Source organism: Tardiphaga sp. 841_E9_N1_2, from assembly GCF_051811065.1.
Taxonomy (GTDB): domain Bacteria; phylum Pseudomonadota; class Alphaproteobacteria; order Rhizobiales; family Xanthobacteraceae; genus Tardiphaga; species Tardiphaga robiniae.
Genome location: NZ_JBPWQC010000001.1, coordinates 645852 through 665750, shown reverse-complemented (window position 1 = coordinate 665750; position 19899 = coordinate 645852). Strand labels below are relative to the sequence as shown.

The window sequence follows — 19899 nt, the reverse complement described above, 5'->3', positions numbered from 1 at the left end:
GACAGTTGAAGTTTTGGTCGTTACACCGTCAAATAAGCGCGTTGAATGTCAATATTCTCCGCCAGCTCGGTCATGGTGCCGTTCCATTGGATCTGGCCCTTTTCGAGGACGTAGGCCCTGTCCGAGACCAGTTCGGCGAAATGCACGTTCTGCTCCGAGAGCAGAATCGACACCCCGGCCTTTTTCAATTCGAGAATGGTATTGGCCATCAACTCGACGATCAGGGGCGCAACGCCCTCGGACGGCTCGTCCAGCAAGATCAGCAGCGGGTTGCCCATCAGCGTCCGCGCCACGGTGAGCATCTGCTGCTCGCCACCGCTCATTCGCCCTCCCGGACGGTTCGGCATTTCGCCCAAGTTCGGGAAGAGCGCCAGCAGCTTCTCCTCGGTCCAGACCGGCGCCGGCACGCCGTCGCCGAACTTGCGCGGCGGCTGACGGCCGATATCTAGGTTTTCCAGCACCGTGAGGTCCGAGAAGATGCGGCGGTCCTCCGGCGTGAAACCGAGGCCGAGCCGCGCAATCTCGTAAGGCTGCCGGCCGGAGATATCGTGGCCATCGAACCGGATCTTGCCGGTAGACTGCGCCATCAGGCCCATGATGGCTTTCATGGTCGTGGTCTTGCCGGCACCGTTGCGGCCCATCAGTGCGACGACTTCGCCGCGCCCGACATTCAGGCTGAGGTCATAGAGGATCTGCGCGGCTCCGTAAGACGCACCGAGATTTTCGACCGAGAGCATCGGGGCGCTCATCAATGTGCCTCCGATTTCTGGAATGTCTTGCCGGTGCCGAAATACACTTCCCTCACCTGCGGATTGTCGCGGATCGACTTCGCATCGCCGTCGGCGATCAGCCGGCCCCGCGCCAACACGATGATGCGATCAGCGAAGGCAAAAACCACATCCATCGAATGTTCGGTGAACAGCACGGAGATGCCCTTCTCGATCACCAGACGTTTCACCAGCGCGATCAGATCGTTGCGCTCCTTGGGCGCCATGCCGGCCGTCGGCTCGTCCATCAGCAGCAGCCGTGGATCGTTGGCGAGCGCAATCGCCAGCTCGACACGCTTGACGTCGCCATAAGCCAGTTCACGGCTCGGCCGATCAGCGGCGTCCTGCATGCCGACCTGGGCCAGCAACTCCAGCGCGCGCTCGCGATGCAGCGAGGATGCCGGCTTCCACAGCCGGTAGACCTGATTGGCGTGGGAGATCAGCGCCATCTGCACATTCTCGACGACCGTCATCGAGTTGAAGGTGGCGGCGACCTGAAAGGTACGACCAATACCAAGGCGCCAGATATCGCGCGGTTTCCTGCCGTTGAGCTTGGCGCCCTCGAACCAGATCTCGCCGGAATCCGGCGGCAACTGGCCGTTGATCATGTTGAAACAGGTCGACTTTCCGGCGCCATTCGGGCCGATCAGCGCGAGGAATTCACCACGCTTGATGTCGAACGACACTTCGTTGACGGCACGCACGCCGCCGAAGGATTTCGAGAGGGAACGAATGGCGAGGTCGCTCATGATGCGGCCTTCGATGTTGTCTTTCGTCGTGAGATCAGCTTGACGAAGCCGCCGACGATGCCACTCGGGAAGGCCAGCACCAGCAGCAGGATGATGCCGCCAAGCAATGCACGCCAGTATTCCGTCGAACGCATCATGAAATCCTGCAGCACCGCATAGACCGACGCACCGACGATCGGGCCGGTCAGCGTCTGGATGCCGCCGAGAAGAACCATGACGAGACCATCAATGGAGCGGCTAACGCCGATGGTCTCCGGCGAAATCGAGCCCTTGGCGAAGGCGAACAATCCACCGGCAATGCCGCAGACTGCACCGGCAATGGCGAAAGCGAGCCAGTGCACGCGCTTGACGTCGAGACCGATCGCTTCGGCGCGCAAGGGAGAGTCACGCCCTGCCCGCATCGCGTAACCGAATGGCGCGAACAGGAATTTGCGGAGCAGCAACACCCCGAGCGCAGCGAGTGCGAGTGTCAGGAAATAGAATGCCCCACGGCTGTCGAATGGCGCCGACGGCCACACCCCAAGCACGCCGTTGGAGCCGCCTGTGAGTGTTTCCCATTGGAACACGGCCGCCCATACGATCTGGGCGAAAGCCAGCGTGAGCATCGCCAAATAGACACCGGACAGCCGCACCGCGAACCAGCCGAACAGCAATGCGCCGAACAGCGCCAACACCGGCGCCGCGGCGAGTGCGAGCCCCATCGGCGCAGCAAACCATTTCACCAGCAGCGCTGCGCCGTAAGCACCGAGGCCGAAATAGGCCGCGTGGCCGAACGAATGCATACCGCCCGGCCCCATGATGAAATGAAGGCTGGTCGCGAACAGCACGGCGATCAACACGTCGATGCCGAGCACCAACGTATAGGGCGAGCTCTTGGCGATCAGCGGCAGGCACACGAGGACAACGAGAAGAATGAGGCCGGCAATCTTCGTGGCCGTTGTCGCCGGACGTAGCGGCTCTTCGGGCTCCGCGACACCGCGCACAGCCACCTGCTCCCGACCGAGCAAGCCGTAGGGCCGTGCGATCAGCACCGCGGCCATCACGAGAAATTCGGCAACCAGCGTCATCTTGGAGAAATTGACCGTGAAGCCGCCAAAATTCACAACGCCAAGGCCGATACACAACGCCTTCACCTCGGCGATGATGACCGCCGCAAGATAGGCGCCGGAGATCGAGCCCATGCCGCCGACCACAACGACGACGAAGGCGTCGCCGATCACGATCAGGTCGGTCGCCAATGTTGCGGGCTCACGCGCGATCTGCAGCGCGCCGCCAAGGCCTGCGAGCAAAGCGCCGAGCGCGAACACGCCCGTGAACAGCATGGCCTGGTTGACGCCGAGCGCGCCCACCATCTCACGGTCCTGCGTGGCCGCGCGCATCAAGCGACCGAAGCGGGTCTTGGCCAGCGCCAGATGCAGCATCCACAGCACGAAGGGGCCGACGAAAATCAGGAAGATATCGTAAGTGGGCAGCCGGCGGCCGAGCACCTCGATGGAGCCGGTCAGGCCTGGCGCGCGCGGGCCAAGCAAATCCTCAGGACCCCAGATCCACAGCGTCGCGTCGTTGATAACGAGCACCAACGCGAAAGTGGCGAGCAATTGAAACAACTCAGGTGCGCGATAGATCCGCCGCAGCAGAAGGATCTCGATGGCAGCGCCGATCAAGGCCACCAGCAATGCGGTCAGAACAATGCCGCCCCAGAAGCCGACGGCACCGCCGACCTTGGTGGCGATGCTGTAGGCGATATAGGTCCCGATCATATAGAGGGACCCGTGAGCGATATTGACGATCCGGGTGACGCCGAAGATCAGCGACAGCCCGGCGGCCACGAAGAACAGGCCGGAGGCGGCCGACAGGCCGTTCAGTGCCTGAAACAGAAACGCGTTGAAACTCATCGGAGGAATCCCCCTCCCCGCGTTGAACATGCGGGGAGAGTATCAACGGCGATCATCGTCGTACTTCCTGTTACTCGGTCGCGGGACGGAGCTTCTTCACTTCGGCGTCGCTGGGCAGCACCGATGCACCATCGACATATTTGAAGTCGGCCATGGTGCCCTTGCCGCCCTCAAGCGCGATCTTGCCGACATAGGCCCCCATGGTCGCCTGGTGATCGCTGGCGCGATACATGAACGGACCGAACGGGCTGTCGAGCTTCAGACCTTCGAAGGCCGTAATCAGCTTGTCGGTGTCCGTCGAACCTGCCTTGGCGATACCGGCAGCCAGAGAAGTCATCGTGACATAGCCGACGATCGAACCAAGACGCGGATAGTCGTTGTACTTCTTCTGATAGGCCGTCAGGAACGCCAGGTATTCCGGGGTCTTGATCTTGTCCCAGGGATAGCCGGTGACGATCCAGCCGACCGGCGCTTCTTCCTTCACCGGATCGAGATATTCCGGTTCGCCCGACAGCAGGCTCACGACGGTGCGATCCTTGAACACGCCACGTGTGGTGCCTTCACGCACCAGCTTGGAGAAGTCCGCGCCGAACAGCACGTTGAAGATCGCATCCGGCTTGGCATCGTCGATGGCCTGCACCACGGCGCCGGCATCAACCTTGCCGAGCGGCGGTGCCTGCTCGGTGACGAATTCGATGTCAGGCTGCTTCGCCTTCATCATTTCCTTGAAGGTCGCGACCGCCGCCTGACCGTATTCGAAGTTCGGATAGACCAGCGCCCAGCGCTTCTTCTTGGCAGCCAGCGCATCCGGCAGCAGCATTGCGACCTGCATATAGGTCGTGGCACGCAGGCGGAACGTATACTTGTTGCCGTTCTGCCAGGTGATCTTGTCGGTCAGCGGTTCTGCAGCGAGGAAGAACACTTTCTTCTTGCCGGCGAATTCGGTCACCGCGAGACCGATATGCGAAAGGAACGTGCCGGCGATAATGTTGACGCCTTCGCGCGTCACCAGCTCATCGGCCACGCGCACGGCATCGCCCGGCGTCGAGCCATCATCGCGCGAGATCACTTCAAGCTTCTTGCCAAGCACGCCGCCCTTGGCATTGATCTGTTCGATCGCCAGCTCCCAGCCCTTCTTGTAGGGATCAAGGAATGCGGTCTGTGTCTTGTAGCTGTTGAGCTCACCGATCTTGATCGTGTCCTGCGCGAGAACCGCGTGGCCGAACGACAATGTCAGTGCGCCGGCCATTGTGCCGGCAATCGCGAGTGAGTGAAGGGAACGAGCCGTCATCATGATCGAACTCCGTTGTGATCGACGTTTGCGATAGAAGTGATTCTCGCCGAAGCCTTCGCAAGAAACGGATCAACCGTTCGCCCTTGCGTCGCTTACAGCCCCATGTTTGCAACGCGAATTAGTTTGTACGCAAATAGTCCGGCGCACCCTCTTCGTTGTCAAGACCGGTCTTGGTGCAACATGCCTAGCACATCGCCGAAGTTTTGATCATCTGATGTCGGTCGATGCGCGCGCATCTGCGACCGAATTTCGCAGAGCTGCGCGGCAGCGATATTCCGCCGCCGCGCGTCCTGTTTTGACGACTACCGGTCGCGGAAGCGATCCATCAGCGCCTTGTCCTGACCGCCATCGATTTCGATCATCGTGCCGTTGGCCATCTGCACGAGTGGTGACGCGAGCATGACGACGAGATTTGCAACTTCCTCGACTTCCGCGATGCGGCCGAGCGGGATCGAGGCCGGCGCAAGCTTGTCGGCTTCCTCGTAGGAGATCTTCATGTCGCGCGACATGGCGTTGACGAGGCCAGCCCAGCGCTCGGTGCGAACCGGGCCTGGATTGACGGCGCAGAACGAGATGTTGTGACGGCCGTACTGACCGGCGAGCGACAGGGTCATGTTCTGACCAGCAGCGTTCGCAGCACCCGGTGCGATTTCCCAATACGATGGCTTGACGCCGTCATTGCCGATCAGATTGACCACGCGGCCACCACCCTGCTTGACCATGATGGGCAGCGCGTAGCGCAGGCAGCGCACATAGCCCATGAATTTGAGCTGCAGCGCCTGTTCCCAGTCGGCTTCGGTGAGCGTCTCGATCACGCCGCCCGGCGCCGAACCGGCATTGTTGATCATCAGATCGATGCTGCCGAGTTCCTTGGCGGCCTTCTCGACGAAAGCCTTGGCATCCGCATCCTTGGTGAGGTCGGCGGTAATCGCGACCACCGTCACCCCGTAGGCGTTGCGGATTTCTTCAGCCGTTTTCTCCAGCGGCTCCATGCGGCGGGCGCAGATGGCGACATTGACGCCCTCCTTTGCCAGCGTCATGGCAATCGCCTTGCCGATACCTTCGCTGCCGCCGGTGACGAGAGCGCATTTGCCTTTGAGTTGGAGATCCATGTGCGTGTCCTTCTGAGGTTGGCGGAAATGAAAACGAAAATTCTTAGGTCAATCAGCTTCCTGTAAAGCGCGGGGGTCGTTTCTCGGCAAAGGCCTTGCGGCCTTCGGCGTAGTCGGCGCTGGCGTCCGCTGCGGCATAGAACTGCTCGGCTTCAGCCAGGAGTTCGGCGTTGTTGGTGCTCAGTGCACGGATGGCAGCCTTGGCCGCCTTGATGGTCAGCGGCGCATTGCCGGCGATCTTCCTTGCAAGCTCCCCAGCCAGCGATTCAATGTCAGCCTTCGGTGCGATGACATGTACCGCGCCCAGCTTATGAGCGCGCATGGCGGGCAGACGATCGGCCGTAAACAAGACTTGTCGCGTCGCGCCGGCGCCGAACACGCGGATGAAGCGCGCAATGCCGCGCGGATCGTAGCCCAGACCGAGCTTGGCGGCGGGTACTGCGAAGAAGGCATCATCCGCAGCAACGCGCATGTCGCAACTCGCAGCAACGGATGACCCGGCGCCCATGCAGCCGCCATAGATCAGGCCGATGGTCGGCTGCGGGATCGCCTCGATCGCCAGGCAGGTATTCTCGACCAGATCGTCATAGGCCCGGGCATTGCCCTCGCCTGATCGAGCCGTGGCAAAGTCGGAAATGTCTGCGCCCGCGGAAAACATTAGCTCGCCCTCGCCGCGGATGACCACGACACGGATATCCTTGCGGGTGGCGACGTCGCCGGCAAAGGCGGCGATCTTGTTCCACATCGCCGTGGAGATCGCGTTACGTCGTGCCGGATTGGCCAGACGCAACGTTGCGATGCCGTCCGCAATATCAATGACGATATCGCCAGGCGTGCTCATCGCTCAGGCCGCCGGCTTGTGCGACATCCAGCGACCGGACTCGGCCGCCGGAAAAAGCTCCGCCAGCGCTGCATTGAATGCCGCCGGCTCTTCGCTGGTGATGGTATGGCCGGCACGCGGCAATACCAGAAGACCTGCCGTCGGCACCGTGCGCTTGAGAAAGATGCTGGGATCGAGGCACCAATCGTCCTCGTCGCCAACGATGATCAGCAGTGGCGGCGTGAATGTCTCGAGTTGCGGCTTCATCTCCCACAGCATCGGCCGCTTGGCCTGCAGCTCGCGCATGGTCAGCGCGTGCCCGACCGGCGAATGATCCGCCAGCATCCGCGCGAACTCGGCGAAACCACGCGGGTCCTTGTTCTTGTGCGTCTGACGCGTTGCACCATCGGCATAGCGCGCCGCAGCTGTCGGGAAATCGACCGTCTCGAACATTTTTGCGGTTTCGCGTGAGGCTGCACGGCCCTGCTCCACAAAGGCAGGATCGGGACTGGAGCCGTAACCGCAGCTTGCAGCGGTTACCGACAAACAGCGATCCGGATAGTGAATGCCGACATGCAGCGCCGTCGATGCGCCCATGGAATGACCGACGATATGCGCCTTGTTGATCTTCAGTGCATCCATCAATGCGATGACGTCATCGCGTGCAATATCCTGGCCGTAACGCGCGGGATCGGTCGGTACATCCGACGGCGGATAACCGCGCTGGCTGTAGGTGACGCAACGATAGGAGCGCGAGAAGTAACGAAGCTGGGGCTCCCAGGTGCGGTAATCTCCCGCATACTCATGAACGAAAACCACAGGACTCCCGGTGCCGACTTCCTCATAATAGAGCTGCGTCCCGTCGGGCGTCGTCACGTGCGGCATCGTCGCCTCCTGCAGTCAGAGCAGATTTCATTTGCACACAAACGAAATGCTAGTAGCGTTATTTCACGACTGCAAGAGGATTTAGTGGATTCAATTTTGGCATATCATTTGCTTACAAACAAATATCGCAACGCCGCATAAACCGATCGAAAAGCCACGCGCCACAACGTTTCTTGAGGAGATGTCATGACCGGTCTTTCGCGACGCGCCTTCACAATGGGCACGGCTGCTACGCTGATGAGCAGCGCGCTCGCAACAAATTCGCAGGCGCAGGCGCCGACAAAAATCCGCGTGGGTAGCCTGACACTTCCCGTCTTCGCGCCGATCATCATCAACATCATGAAGGCGCAGAAGTTCGACACCAAGAACGGTTTCGAGGCCGAAGTTCAGGTCTATCCTTCTTTCTCCTCTTATTATGCGGGCCTCGCCACCGGCGAAATCGACACGCTGATCGGCGGGCCCACCTACTTCCAGAAGCTGCGCCTCGAAGGCGTGCCGCTGCAAATCGTCGCAACAGGTGCCACGCTCGCCGATCTCGTCATCATCACCAAGGACCCGGCCATCAAGTCGCTGGCCGACCTGAAAGGCAAGCAACTCGCCGCCGACATGGGCAGCGGGCAATTCCAGATCCTGTCGATCTACGCGAAATCCAAAAAGATGGACCTCGCCAAGGACATGACATTGGTCAACGCGAACTTCGCTGTAGCGCGTGCGCAACTTGCCGCCGGCCGCGTCGATGCCGCGATGATCATCGAGCCGATCGCCACCATGATGATGAAGGACGATCCGTCGCTGAAGATCATCTTCAACGCCAATGACGGATGGAAGGAGATTGCGGGCACCACCGGCTGGGAGCTGGTCTATGCCATGCGCGAGGATACCATCAAAAAGTCGCCGGACGCGCCCAAGAAATTCGTCGCTGCGCTGGCGGACGTCACCAAATATCTGCGCAGCGATCCGGATGGTGCCGACAAGATCGCGGTCGAGACCGTGAAGCTGCCGCCCGGCATCTTGAAGGAAGCCGTGCTCGCCAAGCGCTGGGACTTCGACGCCAAGCCAGCCTGGGACGCCACCGAACGCAAGAGCATCTGGGATACGTTCGAGCGCGCCGTCGCCGCCGGCTTCCATCCAAAGCTGCCTGACGAAGCGATCATCTATGCCCCCTGACGAGCCGAGACCTGCCACGCCATTCGAGGAGCCGATCTTCGAAAGGTCACCGCGAAGCCTGATGATCTCCAGCCTGCCGCGCGAGACGATCATATCGATCGTGCTCTTCGCCGCGGTCTGGCAGGTCATGTCCTATCTGGCACCGTCGCTGGGTATCCCTGCTTTCGCAATCCCGGGCCTCGGCCGTATTGCCGAAAGCCTGACCAAGATCACCCCGCTCGACGTCGCGGTGACGCTCGGCCGCGTGCTGCTGTCGCTGGTCGTGTCTTTCGTCATCGGACTACTGGTGGCAGTGCTGATGTATCTGTCCGAGAGCGTCGAGAAATATCTGCGCCCGATGGTGCGGATCCTGATGGCCGTGCCGGTTGTCTCCTGGATCCTGTTCGCGGTGCTGTGGTTCAAGGGCGTCGAGTTTCGCATCGTCTTCGTGCTGGTTGTGGTCTGCGCTCCGGTCTTCACCGTCGATTCCCTCGACAACATGCGCGAGGTGTCGCGCGATCTGAAGCAGATGATCCGCTCCTTCCGGCCGACGCCATTGCAGTTCTTTCACAAGCTGATGCTGCCTGCGATCACGCCGGGGATCATCACGAGCTGGAAGATCACGCTCAGCCTCGCCATTCGCGTTGTCACCATCGCTGAACTCGTCGGCGCAGTGACCGGCATCGGGCATCAGCTCTCGGTCGCACAGGAATTGTTCTCGGTGGCCGACGTATTCGCCTGGACGCTGGTGCTGGTCATATTGCTGTTCTTCCTCGAAGCGCTGCTCGTCAGACTCGAAACACACGTATTGCGGTGGCGGGCATGACGGCAGCTTCAGCGCCCATCGAGATCGCCGGCCTGCGCAAGGTATTTCGCCAGACCACCTCCGGCCAGTCGATCACAGCCATCGACCAGTTGTCGCTGCGGATCGAGCCCGGCGAACTCATCGCCATCGTGGGCAAGACCGGCTGCGGAAAATCAACGCTGTTCGATCTGTTGATCGGCCTCGAACATCCCACCGCCGGCAGCATCAGCATCGGCGGCAAGACACCCTATGATGACTTCAACGCCTTCCGCGGCAAGATCGCGACGATCTTCCAGCAGGACCGGCTGTTTCCGTGGCGCTCCGCACTCGACAACGTCAAGCTTCCGCTCGAACTGATCGGCATCGCCGAAGATGTTCAGCAGGAGCGCGCGCTGACGTGGCTGAAACGGCTGGGATTGGAAAAATTCGCTAACGCCTATCCGCGCGAACTTTCCGGCGGCATGCGCCAGCGCGTGGCGATTGCGCGCGCCTTTGCGGTGCAACCGGAAATCCTGCTGGCGGATGAATCCTTCAGCGCGCTCGATGAAGTTACGGCCAATGAGCTGCGAAAGACCTTCGTCGATCTGGCTCGCGAGTTTAAATCGACCGCGATCCTGATCACGCATCAACTCGAAGAAGCCATGGCCGTGGGTGACCGCATTGTTGTGTTCGGCAAGTCGGCGACGCTGCTCGCCGATATCAGGATGGCGGACTGGAATCGCGCCAACTATCCCCTGCTCCGCGAAGCGATCCAGAATACGCTGCAGGCGAACGCACCTGATGCGAGACTAAGGCGCTAGAAAACGATCAACCGACCTCTCCACGTCTTGCCCGGGCTTGTCCCGGGCATCCACGACTTGGCCGCTATCCAGACAGACGTGGATGGCCGGGACAAGCCCGGCCATGACGGCGTGGGCCTAAACTACATCACCCCATGATCGCCTTCGCCGCGTTCCCCATGGCTTCCACCGAGGCATCGCCCGTATCTGTGAAGCACAGGATACGACACGGGCATGACTCAAGCCCATCATAGCGCCACGGGAAGGCGCCGATCAGGCAACGCTGGTTGAGCATGAGCTCGATGTCGCCGCCGATATTCTCGGCATGCAACAAGCCTTCCTGGAACGCGTAATTGTGGAACGGGAACATGTCGGCAGTCACGTGGCGGCCCGAGAGCTTGTGATTATACTCAAACGTGCCGAAGAATTCCGCTGGCGTCTTGCCGTGCTTCTTGGTGAACTGCGCAGCGATGTCCGGCCGCATGTTGCGGATCGAGGTGTTCATCGAGTGATCGCAGGAACCCGTGTCCATGCCGAACCATTTGATCTTCTTCTCCAGCATCCAGTGCAGCGTGTCGAGATTCGGACCGGGGTGATAGCAGAAGTATTTCACCAGATCCTGCTGCGCCTGGCCTTCGTAATATTTGTGCCAGCCGGTGTGCAGGATCAGAATGTCACCTTCGCGAATATCTGCCCCTGACTTTTCGAGCATCTCAGGCGTGATCACCGCCCAGTCGTGCATCTGGCTGGAGATATCGACGACAACGCCGCGATTGAACAGGTAGTCCAGCGGCAGCGAGGCCATGTCGCCCTTGCGCCCGTCGGTGGCGTGCATCGCGCCGTCGAAATGGGTGCCGGCATGCAGCGCCGTCTCGATCCGCTGCGCCACGATCATCTGCGTCTGCAGGTTCTGCGCATAATACATCTTGTTGCCGGCATAGCCGACCCAGCCGGGCGTGTGGATGTTCATGACGTGGGAGAGATCGACGACTTTCATGGTGCTGTCCTTCATCGTTTCGGGGCGCCCACCGGCAGGTGGAAATCGTAAGCATGCAAACAATTCTGCGCAATGCCCGCAGATGCAGGATCAAGGCCAAAAACAGATGGACAAACGCTGGGCTGCCACGACAATCCTCGATTGTGAAAGCGCGGTTCAGCGCTTGCGTTGACATCGATAAACCCGGCGGATACGCCAATTTAATGAACTGCTGCAAAGACAGCGTCAGCGATGCGGCCACTGCCGTTTCGGTGCAGGTGCCACGATCAGGCACGTTACCAGGAGTGGCGTTGCCATGATGGATTTCGCCACCCGGGTCCACAATCACAACTACCGGCTTGATCCGATCATCCGGTCGCTGCTGGACACCGACTTCTACAAATTCCTGATGCATCAGTTCATCTGGATGCTTTATCCGAAGGTGCCCCTGACCTTCGGCCTGATCAACCGCACCAAGACCGTCCGCCTTGCCGAGATCATTCCGGAAGCGGTGCTGCGCGCGCAGCTCGATCATGCCCGCACGCTCTCATTCCGCGAGAACGAACTGATCTGGCTGGCCGGCAACCGCTTCTATGGCCGCCGCGACATTTTCCGTCCTGAATATATCGAATATCTGCGCAGCTTCAGGTTGCCTGACTACAAGCTTGAGACCATCGATGGTCAATATGTCCTCACCTTCGAAGGTGACTGGGCTGAAGTCACGATGTGGGAGATCTACGCCCTCGCCATCGTCAGCGAATTGCGATCGCGGATCGCCATGGCCACGCTGGACAAGTTCGAGCTGGATATTCTCTACGCCCAGACCAAGACCAAGATCTGGAACAAGATCAAGAAGCTGAAATCCTATCCGGACATGCGGCTCGCCGAATTCGGCACCCGTCGCCGCCACGGCTTCCTGTGGCAGGAATGGGTGACGGACGCGATGGCCAACGAGCTTGGCCGCAGCTTCGTCGGAACGTCAAACGCCCTGCTCGCCTTCAAGCATTCATTCGAAGCCATCGGCACCAATTCGCACGAACTGCCGATGGTGTTCGCCTGCCTCGCTGAAAACGACGACCAGCTGAAGACCGCGCAATATGACGTGCTGGCGAAATGGCAGGAGGTCTATGACGGCGAATTGCTGATCATTCTGCCCGATACGTTCGGCATGACGCAGTTCCTGCGCGACGCACCGCCCTGGGCCTCACAATGGACCGGCATGCGCATGGACAGCAAGGAGCCGGTTGCGGCGGGCGAAGAGATGATCGCCTGGTACGCCATGCGTGGCGAGGATCCGCGCAAGAAGCGCGCGATGTTCAGCGACGGTCTCGAAGTCGATCTGATGATCGATCTGCATCAGCGTTTCCGTGGGCGCATCCGCGAGAGCTTCGGCTGGGGCACCATGGCCACCAACGACTTCCGCGGCGCGCATCCGCGCGGGCTCGATTCACTCGACCCGATCAGCCTGGTCTGCAAGGTCACCTATGCCAACGGCCGCTCGGCCGTGAAGCTGTCGGACAATCCCGCCAAGACCACCGGCAGCAGCCCTGCAGAGATCGAACGCTATCTGCGCATCTTCGGCCGCGAGGGCGTCGCCGAACAGCCGGTGATCGTCTAGCCAGAACCGCAAACGCAAAAAAGCGCCGCCCGGTTTCCCGGACGGCGCTTTGTTTTTGTGTATAGATCGAAGCTGCTTACAGCAGGCCCGCTCCGCGTGCCCACTTGTACTTGGCACCAAGCACCTCGACCGGGAGTTCGGTCGAATAAGCGTAAGCCGGAATGCCGTTCTGGTAGAGATATTCGGCGGCTTCCTCGACTTCCACGTCGCCCGCGAGCGAAGCCACCATCGGCTTCTCGATGCCCTTGGCCTTCATCTCGTTCTTGATCTCGACCATGTTGCGCGCGAACACCATCGGCGGCGTCACGATCGTGTGCCAGTAGCCGAGGATCAGCGAGTGGATGCGATCATCGGTGAGGCCCAGCTTCACGGTGTTGACGTAAGTGATCGGCGGTTCGCCACCGGTGATGTCGACCGGGTTGCCGGCAGCGCCGAACGGCGGGATGAACTTGCGGAACGCCGCATCCAGATCCGGCGGCATCGCCATCAGCGACATGCCGTTATCGACGACCGCATCCGACAGCAGCACGCCCGACCCACCGGCACCGGTGATGATCAGCACGTTCTCGCCCTTCGGCGTCGGCAGCACGGGAATGCCACGCGCGAATTCGAGCAGCTGGCGCAGCGAGCGGGCGCGAATGACGCCCGACTGCTTCAGCACGTCCTCATAGATCTTGTCGTTGCCGGCAAGTGCGCCGGTATGCGACGAGGCCGCCTTGGCGCCGGCCGAGGTGCGGCCGGCCTTCAGTACGACAACCGGCTTGATCTTGGAGACGCGCTTGGCGGCTTCGGCGAAGGCACGACCATCCTTCAGATCCTCGCAGTGCTGCGCGATGATCGTGGTGTTCGGATCCTGCTCGAAGAACGCCAGCAGATCGTCCTCGTCGATATCCGACTTGTTGCCGAGGCCAACGATCGCCGACACGCCCATCTTGGCAGAGCGCGAGAAGCCGATGATCGCCATGCCGATGCCGCCGGACTGCGACGACAATGCCGCCGAGCCCTTCACGTCGTAGGCTGTACAGAAAGTCGCGCAGAGATTGGCCGGCGTATAATAGAAGCCATAGATATTCGGCCCCATCAGACGGACGTCGTATTTCTTGCCGATTTCGACAATCTCTTCCTGCAATGCAGGCTCGTTGGCTTCGGCAAAGCCCGACGGGATCAGCACCGCGCCCGGAATTTTCTTCTCGCCGCATTCGATCAGCGCACCTGCAACGAACTTGGCGGGAATCGCGAATACCGCCGTGTCGATCACGCCCGGAACATCCTTGACGCTCTTATAGGCCTTGCGGCCCATGATCTCTTCGGCCTTCGGATGGATCGGGTAGATGTCGCCCTTGTAGCCGCCGTTGATGAGGTTCTTCATCACCGAATTGCCGATCTTGCCATCTTCGGCGGAAGCGCCGATCACAGCGACGGCCTTCGGCATCATGATGCGGTTCATCGCCGTGACGATTTCGGCGTTGGAGCGCGGCGCAGGGCGCGGTTTGTAGTCGAAGTCGACGACGATGCGCACGTCGGCGGCAATCGCGTCTTTCTTGGTGGCGAAGACCGGGTTGAGATCGAGTTCGACCATTTCCGGGAAATCGCTGACGAGCTGCGATACCTTGACGATGATGTCGGCCAGCGCTTCGCGGTTGGCGGGATCGCCGCCGCGCACGCCATGCAGCATCTCGGCGGCCTGAATGCCATCGAGCATCGACAGCGCGTCATCATTGGTGGCGGGCGCGAGGCGGAAAGTGACGTCCTTCAGCACTTCGACGAGCACACCGCCGAGGCCGAAGGCCACCAGCTTGCCGAACGAACCATCGGTGATCGAACCGATGATCACTTCGGTACCGCCCATCAGCATCTGCTGAACCTGGATACCTTCTATCTTGGCATCGGCCTTGTACTTCTTGGCATTGGCCAGAATGGTGTCGTAAGCTTTCTGCGCGTCTTCGGCGGTCTTGACGCCGACAATGACGCCGCCCGCTTCGGTCTTGTGGAGAATGTCCGGCGAGACGATCTTCATTACGACCGGGAAGCCCATGCCGCTTGCCATCTTGGCAGCGTCAGCGGCTGAGGTGGCCACGCCTTCTTTCGGCACGGGAATGCCGTATGCGTCACACACAAGCTTGCCCTCGGGGGCGGTCAGGCTGGTGCGCTTGTCGGCTTTGACCGCATCGAGAACTTTGCGGACGGCCTGTTTCGCCGATGGTGTTGCTTCTTTGACGGCAAGATTCGATTGGGACATGGCTTCCTCCTTCACGTCTTTTCCAATAGACGGATTGATGGCATTTGGTATGCCAGAAACTTGATTGTCAAGGCGCGTTGCAGCGCAAAATTGCTGAAATAGCTGTCATCTTGACATGCTGGCATCTGGTATGCCAAAAATTCTTGACGTTATTTCTGTGGTAGGACATCTCGACTGGAGATGATTCATGCCCACGCGAAAACAAACCAAGGCGCCGCCCGTCATGTCTGAAGCCGATATCGCGATCGTTCGGATTGCACCGGAGACCAGCTTCAAGACCAAGGCCTATGAAGCCTTGAAAGAAGCCATTCTTAAGATGGACATCTACACCTCGCCCGATCCGGTGATGCTCGATGAGCGCGCCCTGTCGGAACGGCTCGGTGTCAGCCGCACACCTATCCGCGAAGCCATTGCGATGCTGGAGCAGGATGGCTTCGTAAAGACTGTGCCACGCCGCGGCATCGTCGTTGTCAGAAAGACGAAGGTCGAGATCGTCGACATGATCCGCGCCTGGGCGGCGCTGGAAAGCATGGCCGCGCGTCTGATCACGACCACCGCGCGCAAGAAAGATATCTCGGCGCTGCGCGACTTCTTCAAGGACTTCAACAAGGACCGTCTGCCACAGGACCACGTTGAGGAATATTCGAAAGCGAATATCGCTTTCCACCAGGCACTGATCTCGCTCAGCGAGTCGCCAGTGCTGGTCGATATGACCAACGATATTCTGCTGCATGTGCGTGGCTATCGTCAGCTGACGATCGGACGCACGGACCGTACCGCGACGTCCCTGCCCGAACATCTGGCCATCATCGAAGCGCTTGAGGAGCGCAACACCGAGCTCGCGGAAAAGCGCGCGCGCGATCACACGCTCGGTCTGGCTTCTTATGTCGAAGCCCACGGCCAGGAATTGTTTACGTAAGCGCCGTCTCGCGACGGTTCACCACTCCGCACCACGTCCAATTGAGCAACGACCAACAGTCACAAGAAAAGTCAGGGAGAGCGGGATGTCCGCAGTAGTCCAGAGCATCGATACCAACGCAGCCGCCGAGCAGGAATTGACCGATGGCTTCCATCTGATCATCGATGCACTCAAGCTCAATGGCCTCAACACGATCTATGGCGTGCCGGGCATTCCGATTACCGACTTCGGCCGCATGGCGCAGGCCGAGGGGATCCGGGTGCTGTCGTTCCGTCACGAACAGGCCGCCGGCTATGCCGCATCGATCGCCGGCTATCTCACCAAGAAGCCTGGCGTCTGTTTGACCGTGTCGGCACCCGGCTTCCTCAACGGCCTTACGGCGCTGGCCCATGCTACCACCAACTGCTTCCCGATGATCCTGATCTCCGGCTCGTCCGAGCGCGAGATCGTCGACCTGCAGCAGGGCGACTATGAAGAAATGGATCAGCTCGCGATCGCCAAGCCGCTCTGCAAGGCCGCGTTCCGCGTGCTGCATGCGGCCGACATCGGTATCGGCCTCGCCCGCGCGATCCGCGCCGCGGTGTCCGGTCGTCCCGGCGGTGTCTATCTCGATCTGCCGGCCAAGCTGTTCGGTCAGGTGATGAATGCCGATGCAGGCAAGAAGTCGCTCGTGAAGGTGATCGACGCCGCGCCGGCGCAGATCCCTGCCCCGGATTCGATCAAGCGCGCGCTCGACGTGCTAAAATCGGCCAAGAAGCCACTGATCATTCTTGGCAAAGGTGCAGCCTATGCGCAGGCCGACGATGCCGTGAAGGCACTCGTCGAGACATCCGGCATTCCGTTCCTGCCGATGAGCATGGCCAAGGGCCTCCTCCCGGACACGCATCCGCAGTGCGCGGGCGCTGCGCGCTCCACCGTGCTGAAGGATTCGGACGTCGTCATGCTGATCGGCGCACGCCTGAACTGGCTGCTGTCGCACGGCAAGGGCAAGAGCTGGGGTGATGCACCGAAGAAGTTCATCCAGATCGACATCGAGCCGAAGGAAATGGACTCCAACGTCGAGATCGTCGCACCTGTTGTCGGCGATATCGGCTCCTGTGTCGCCGCTCTGCTCGATGGCATGGGCAAGGGCTGGCAGAAGGCGCCGGTAGACTGGGCCAATGCCGTCACCAAGAAGCGTGAAGAGAACGTTGCCAAGATGGCGCCGCGCCTGATGAACAACAACTCGCCGATGGATTATCACGGCGCGCTCGGCGTTCTCCGGACCATCATCGCCGAGCGTCCCGACGCGATGCTCGTCAATGAAGGTGCCAATACGCTCGATCTCGCCCGCGGCATCGTCGACATGTATCAGCCGCGCAAGCGCATCGATGTCGGCACCTGGGGCATCATGGGCATCGGCATGGGCTATTGCATCGCCGCTGCGGTCGAGACCGGCAAGCCCGTGCTCGCGATCGAAGGCGACAGCGCCTTCGGTTTCTCCGGCATGGAGGTCGAGACGATCTGCCGTTACAATCTGCCGGTCTGCATCGTCGTCTTCAACAATGACGGCATCTATCGCGGCACCGATGTCAATCCGACCGGCGGCTCCGACGTGGCGCCCACGGTCTTCGTCAAGGGCTCACGCTACGACAAGATGATGGAAGCCTTCGGCGGCGTCGGCATCAACGCGACCTCGCCCGACGAACTCAAGCGCGCCGTCAATGCGGCGATGGATTCCGGCAAGCCGACGCTCATTAACGCGGTGATCGATCCGGCGGCCGGCAGCGAGAGCGGCCGCATCGGCAACCTCAATCCGCAGAGCGTGCTCAGCAAGAAGAAATAACACCGCATCAGGCGGGGTCGCGAGACCCCGTCTCCTTTTCTCATATGCCGAGGCGGCAAAACTAGTTTACGGGAGCAAAACAATGACACAGGCGCTCAAAGGCGTTCGCATTCTGGACTTCACCCACGTTCAATCCGGCCCAACCTGCACGCAGTTGCTGGCATGGTTTGGCGCTGATGTGATCAAGGTCGAACGGCCCGGCGTTGGCGACATCACCCGCGGCCAATTGCAGGACGTGCCGAATGTGGACAGCCTGTATTTTACCATGCTGAACCACAACAAGCGCTCGATCACCCTCGACACCAAGAACCCGAAGGGCAAGGAAGTGCTCACCGCGCTGATGAAAGAGTGCGATGTTCTCGTCGAGAACTTCGGACCGGGCGTACTCGACCGCATGGGCTTCCCGTTCGAAAAGATTCAGCAGATCAACCCGAAGATGATCGTCGCCTCGATCAAGGGGTTTGGTCCTGGTCCCTATGAGGACTGCAAGGTCTATGAGAACGTCGCGCAGTGCACCGGCGGCGCAGCTTCCACCACCGGCTTCCGCGATGGTCTGCCGCTCGTCACCGGCGCGCAGATCGGCGATAGCGGCACTGGCCTGCATCTCGCACTCGGCATCGTCACCGCGCTGTATCAGCGCACGCAAACCGGCAAGGGCCAGAAGGTCACCGCCGCGATGCAGGACGGCGTGCTCAACCTGTCGCGCGTCAAGCTGCGCGACCAGCAGCGCCTCGCTCACGGTCCGCTCAAGGAATACAGCCAGTTCGGCGAAGGCATTCCGTTCGGCGATGCCGTGCCCCGCGCCGGCAACGACTCCGGCGGTGGTCAGCCCGGCCGCATCCTGAAGTGCAAGGGCTGGGAAACCGACCCGAACGCCTACATCTACTTCATCACTCAGGCGCCTGTGTGGGAGAAGATCTGCGACGTGATCGGCGAACCGACCTGGAAGACCGACCCGGCCTATGCCAAGCCGGCGGTGCGCCTGCCCAAGCTCAACGCGATCTTCGCGCGCATCGAACAGTGGACGATGACCAAGACCAAGTTCGAGGCGATGGAAATCCTCAACAAGGATGACATCCCCTGCGGCCCGATCCTGTCCATGAAGGAATTGGCCGAAGACCAGTCGCTCCGCGCCACCGGCACCGTGGTCGAGGTCGATCACCCCGAGCGCGGCAAGTATCTGTCGGTTGGTAATCCGATTAAGCTATCGGCCAGCCCCACTGAAGTGACTCGCTCGCCGCTGCTCGGTGAACATACCGACGAAATCCTCAAGCAGGTGCTGGGCTTCAGCGATCATCAAGTGGCCGAAATCCACGACTCCGGCGCACTCGATCCGCCGCGGAAGGTCGCAGCTGAGTAATTTCGGCAGCGATTTCATATAATTAGATGCGAAAGGCCGCCGATTGGCGGCCTTTTTCATTTACGGTGGCCGATGCGGAACTTTAATAAGAAAATCAAATCGACCCATACCGCGCTGCAAAATCCTCATGCTGCTATGCAAACAAGACAATTGTCCTTGGCATCTGGTATACGTAAATTGATCCCAGATGATGAGGCGCCAAGACGCGGCGGCCTCCAGCAAAGGATCAGATCAATGTCGAAGACTGCTTCTCTCGACCTCACCACATCCACCAGCTTCTTCGCTCGTTTCATGGCCTCGCTCGATCGCGCGCTGATGGCCAGCGCACGCATCTCGGCCCGCAACGGCGACCTGCCCCGCTTCGGCCTGTAAGGCTGCGACGTCACTACGTTTGCGCGGCTAGCCCGCGCAAAATTCTCTGCGTTCCTCCCGACGACTGGCCCCGGATTTCCGGGGCCTTCTTTTTTGTTTGTGTAGTTGCATCGCAGCGACGTCTCGCGTTCCCTGCGACATTTCAGCCTCCCCGGCTTTTAACGGCTCTAATCGCTTGCCGCTTGGCATATCGCATACCAAAATGCGCGAACGGTAATGCTTCACGTCTGAATAGAAAGCATACCTGGGGAGGACAAAGGCTGCGCTGCCTTCGCGGGCACGCAATCCCGTATGCGCAATGACAGAGCGATCCAGACCCACTCATCCTTTTTGCAGGC

At 60.5% G+C, this 19899-nt stretch carries 17 protein-coding genes; 8 read left to right on the top strand and 9 right to left on the bottom strand.

Annotated features, from left to right (window positions below):
- Window positions 1–20: 20 nt before the first annotated feature.
- The 7 genes from AB8A50_RS02905 to AB8A50_RS02875 all read right to left on the bottom strand — a co-directional run bounded on the left by AB8A50_RS02905 (window position 21) and on the right by AB8A50_RS02875 (window position 7522).
- On the bottom strand, window positions 21–749 hold the full coding sequence (locus AB8A50_RS02905) for an ABC transporter ATP-binding protein (RefSeq protein WP_439076768.1): 729 nt from the start codon (window positions 747–749) through the stop codon (window positions 21–23).
- On the bottom strand, window positions 749–1516 hold the full coding sequence (locus AB8A50_RS02900; RefSeq protein WP_231080961.1) for an ABC transporter ATP-binding protein: 768 nt from the start codon (window positions 1514–1516) through the stop codon (window positions 749–751). The genes AB8A50_RS02905 and AB8A50_RS02900 overlap by 1 nt, the downstream gene beginning before the upstream one ends.
- On the bottom strand, window positions 1513–3411 hold the full coding sequence (locus tag AB8A50_RS02895) for an ABC transporter permease (protein ID WP_439076766.1): 1899 nt from the start codon (window positions 3409–3411) through the stop codon (window positions 1513–1515). The genes AB8A50_RS02900 and AB8A50_RS02895 overlap by 4 nt, the downstream gene beginning before the upstream one ends.
- A gap of 70 nt (window positions 3412–3481) precedes the next feature.
- Window positions 3482–4702 carry an ABC transporter substrate-binding protein gene (locus AB8A50_RS02890; RefSeq protein WP_120291209.1) on the bottom strand — a complete coding sequence of 407 codons (1221 nt, stop codon included), beginning with the start codon at window positions 4700–4702 and terminating at the stop codon, window positions 3482–3484.
- A 305-nt stretch (window positions 4703–5007) separates the two neighbouring features.
- Entirely contained in the window at window positions 5008–5817 is an 810-nt protein-coding gene (locus AB8A50_RS02885; RefSeq protein ID WP_089267123.1) for an SDR family NAD(P)-dependent oxidoreductase, read from the bottom strand.
- 52 nt (window positions 5818–5869) lie between these two features.
- Window positions 5870–6658 (bottom strand): enoyl-CoA hydratase-related protein, encoded by a 789-nt coding sequence (locus AB8A50_RS02880; RefSeq protein ID WP_439076764.1) that lies wholly within the window; start codon window positions 6656–6658, stop codon window positions 5870–5872.
- A gap of 3 nt (window positions 6659–6661) precedes the next feature.
- The gene (locus AB8A50_RS02875) at window positions 6662–7522 is read right to left on the bottom strand and encodes an alpha/beta fold hydrolase (RefSeq protein WP_439071227.1); all 861 of its coding nucleotides are present in this window, start codon (window positions 7520–7522) and stop codon (window positions 6662–6664) included.
- Between the two features lie 186 nt (window positions 7523–7708).
- Between AB8A50_RS02875 and AB8A50_RS02870 the strand changes: the two genes are divergently transcribed.
- The 3 genes from AB8A50_RS02870 to AB8A50_RS02860 all read left to right on the top strand — a co-directional run bounded on the left by AB8A50_RS02870 (window position 7709) and on the right by AB8A50_RS02860 (window position 10273).
- Entirely contained in the window at window positions 7709–8689 is a 981-nt protein-coding gene (locus AB8A50_RS02870) for an ABC transporter substrate-binding protein (protein ID WP_439076762.1), read from the top strand.
- A 61-nt stretch (window positions 8690–8750) separates the two neighbouring features.
- Window positions 8751–9494 (top strand): ABC transporter permease, encoded by a 744-nt coding sequence (locus AB8A50_RS02865; protein ID WP_439076760.1) that lies wholly within the window; start codon window positions 8751–8753, stop codon window positions 9492–9494.
- On the top strand, window positions 9491–10273 hold the full coding sequence (locus tag AB8A50_RS02860; protein WP_439076758.1) for an ABC transporter ATP-binding protein: 783 nt from the start codon (window positions 9491–9493) through the stop codon (window positions 10271–10273). The genes AB8A50_RS02865 and AB8A50_RS02860 overlap by 4 nt, the downstream gene beginning before the upstream one ends.
- A gap of 127 nt (window positions 10274–10400) precedes the next feature.
- On the opposite strand, the gene AB8A50_RS02855 is transcribed toward AB8A50_RS02860, so the two are convergent.
- Window positions 10401–11249 carry a cyclase family protein gene (locus AB8A50_RS02855; RefSeq protein WP_170849696.1) on the bottom strand — a complete coding sequence of 283 codons (849 nt, stop codon included), beginning with the start codon at window positions 11247–11249 and terminating at the stop codon, window positions 10401–10403.
- 295 nt (window positions 11250–11544) lie between these two features.
- Between AB8A50_RS02855 and pncB the strand changes: the two genes are divergently transcribed.
- The gene (gene pncB, locus AB8A50_RS02850; RefSeq protein WP_439076757.1) at window positions 11545–12846 is read left to right on the top strand and encodes a nicotinate phosphoribosyltransferase; all 1302 of its coding nucleotides are present in this window, start codon (window positions 11545–11547) and stop codon (window positions 12844–12846) included.
- Between the two features lie 76 nt (window positions 12847–12922).
- Here the strand turns inward: pncB and AB8A50_RS02845 are convergent, their stop codons facing one another.
- Window positions 12923–15085: an acetate--CoA ligase family protein gene (locus AB8A50_RS02845; protein ID WP_093759141.1), complete on the bottom strand. Its 2163-nt coding sequence runs from the start codon at window positions 15083–15085 to the stop codon at window positions 12923–12925.
- A 187-nt stretch (window positions 15086–15272) separates the two neighbouring features.
- Here AB8A50_RS02845 and AB8A50_RS02840 point away from each other — a divergent pair, with 187 nt between their 5' ends.
- The 4 genes from AB8A50_RS02840 to AB8A50_RS02825 all read left to right on the top strand — a co-directional run bounded on the left by AB8A50_RS02840 (window position 15273) and on the right by AB8A50_RS02825 (window position 19561).
- Window positions 15273–16004: a GntR family transcriptional regulator gene (locus AB8A50_RS02840; RefSeq protein ID WP_439076755.1), complete on the top strand. Its 732-nt coding sequence runs from the start codon at window positions 15273–15275 to the stop codon at window positions 16002–16004.
- An 85-nt stretch (window positions 16005–16089) separates the two neighbouring features.
- Window positions 16090–17829: an oxalyl-CoA decarboxylase gene (gene oxc, locus AB8A50_RS02835; RefSeq protein ID WP_439076753.1), complete on the top strand. Its 1740-nt coding sequence runs from the start codon at window positions 16090–16092 to the stop codon at window positions 17827–17829.
- Window positions 17830–17911: 82 nt separating this feature from the next.
- The gene (frc, locus tag AB8A50_RS02830; protein WP_439076751.1) at window positions 17912–19189 is read left to right on the top strand and encodes a formyl-CoA transferase; all 1278 of its coding nucleotides are present in this window, start codon (window positions 17912–17914) and stop codon (window positions 19187–19189) included.
- 234 nt (window positions 19190–19423) lie between these two features.
- Complete coding sequence (locus AB8A50_RS02825; protein ID WP_170849697.1) at window positions 19424–19561, top strand: hypothetical protein; 138 nt, start codon at window positions 19424–19426, stop codon at window positions 19559–19561.
- The last annotated feature ends 338 nt before the right edge of the window (window positions 19562–19899 follow it).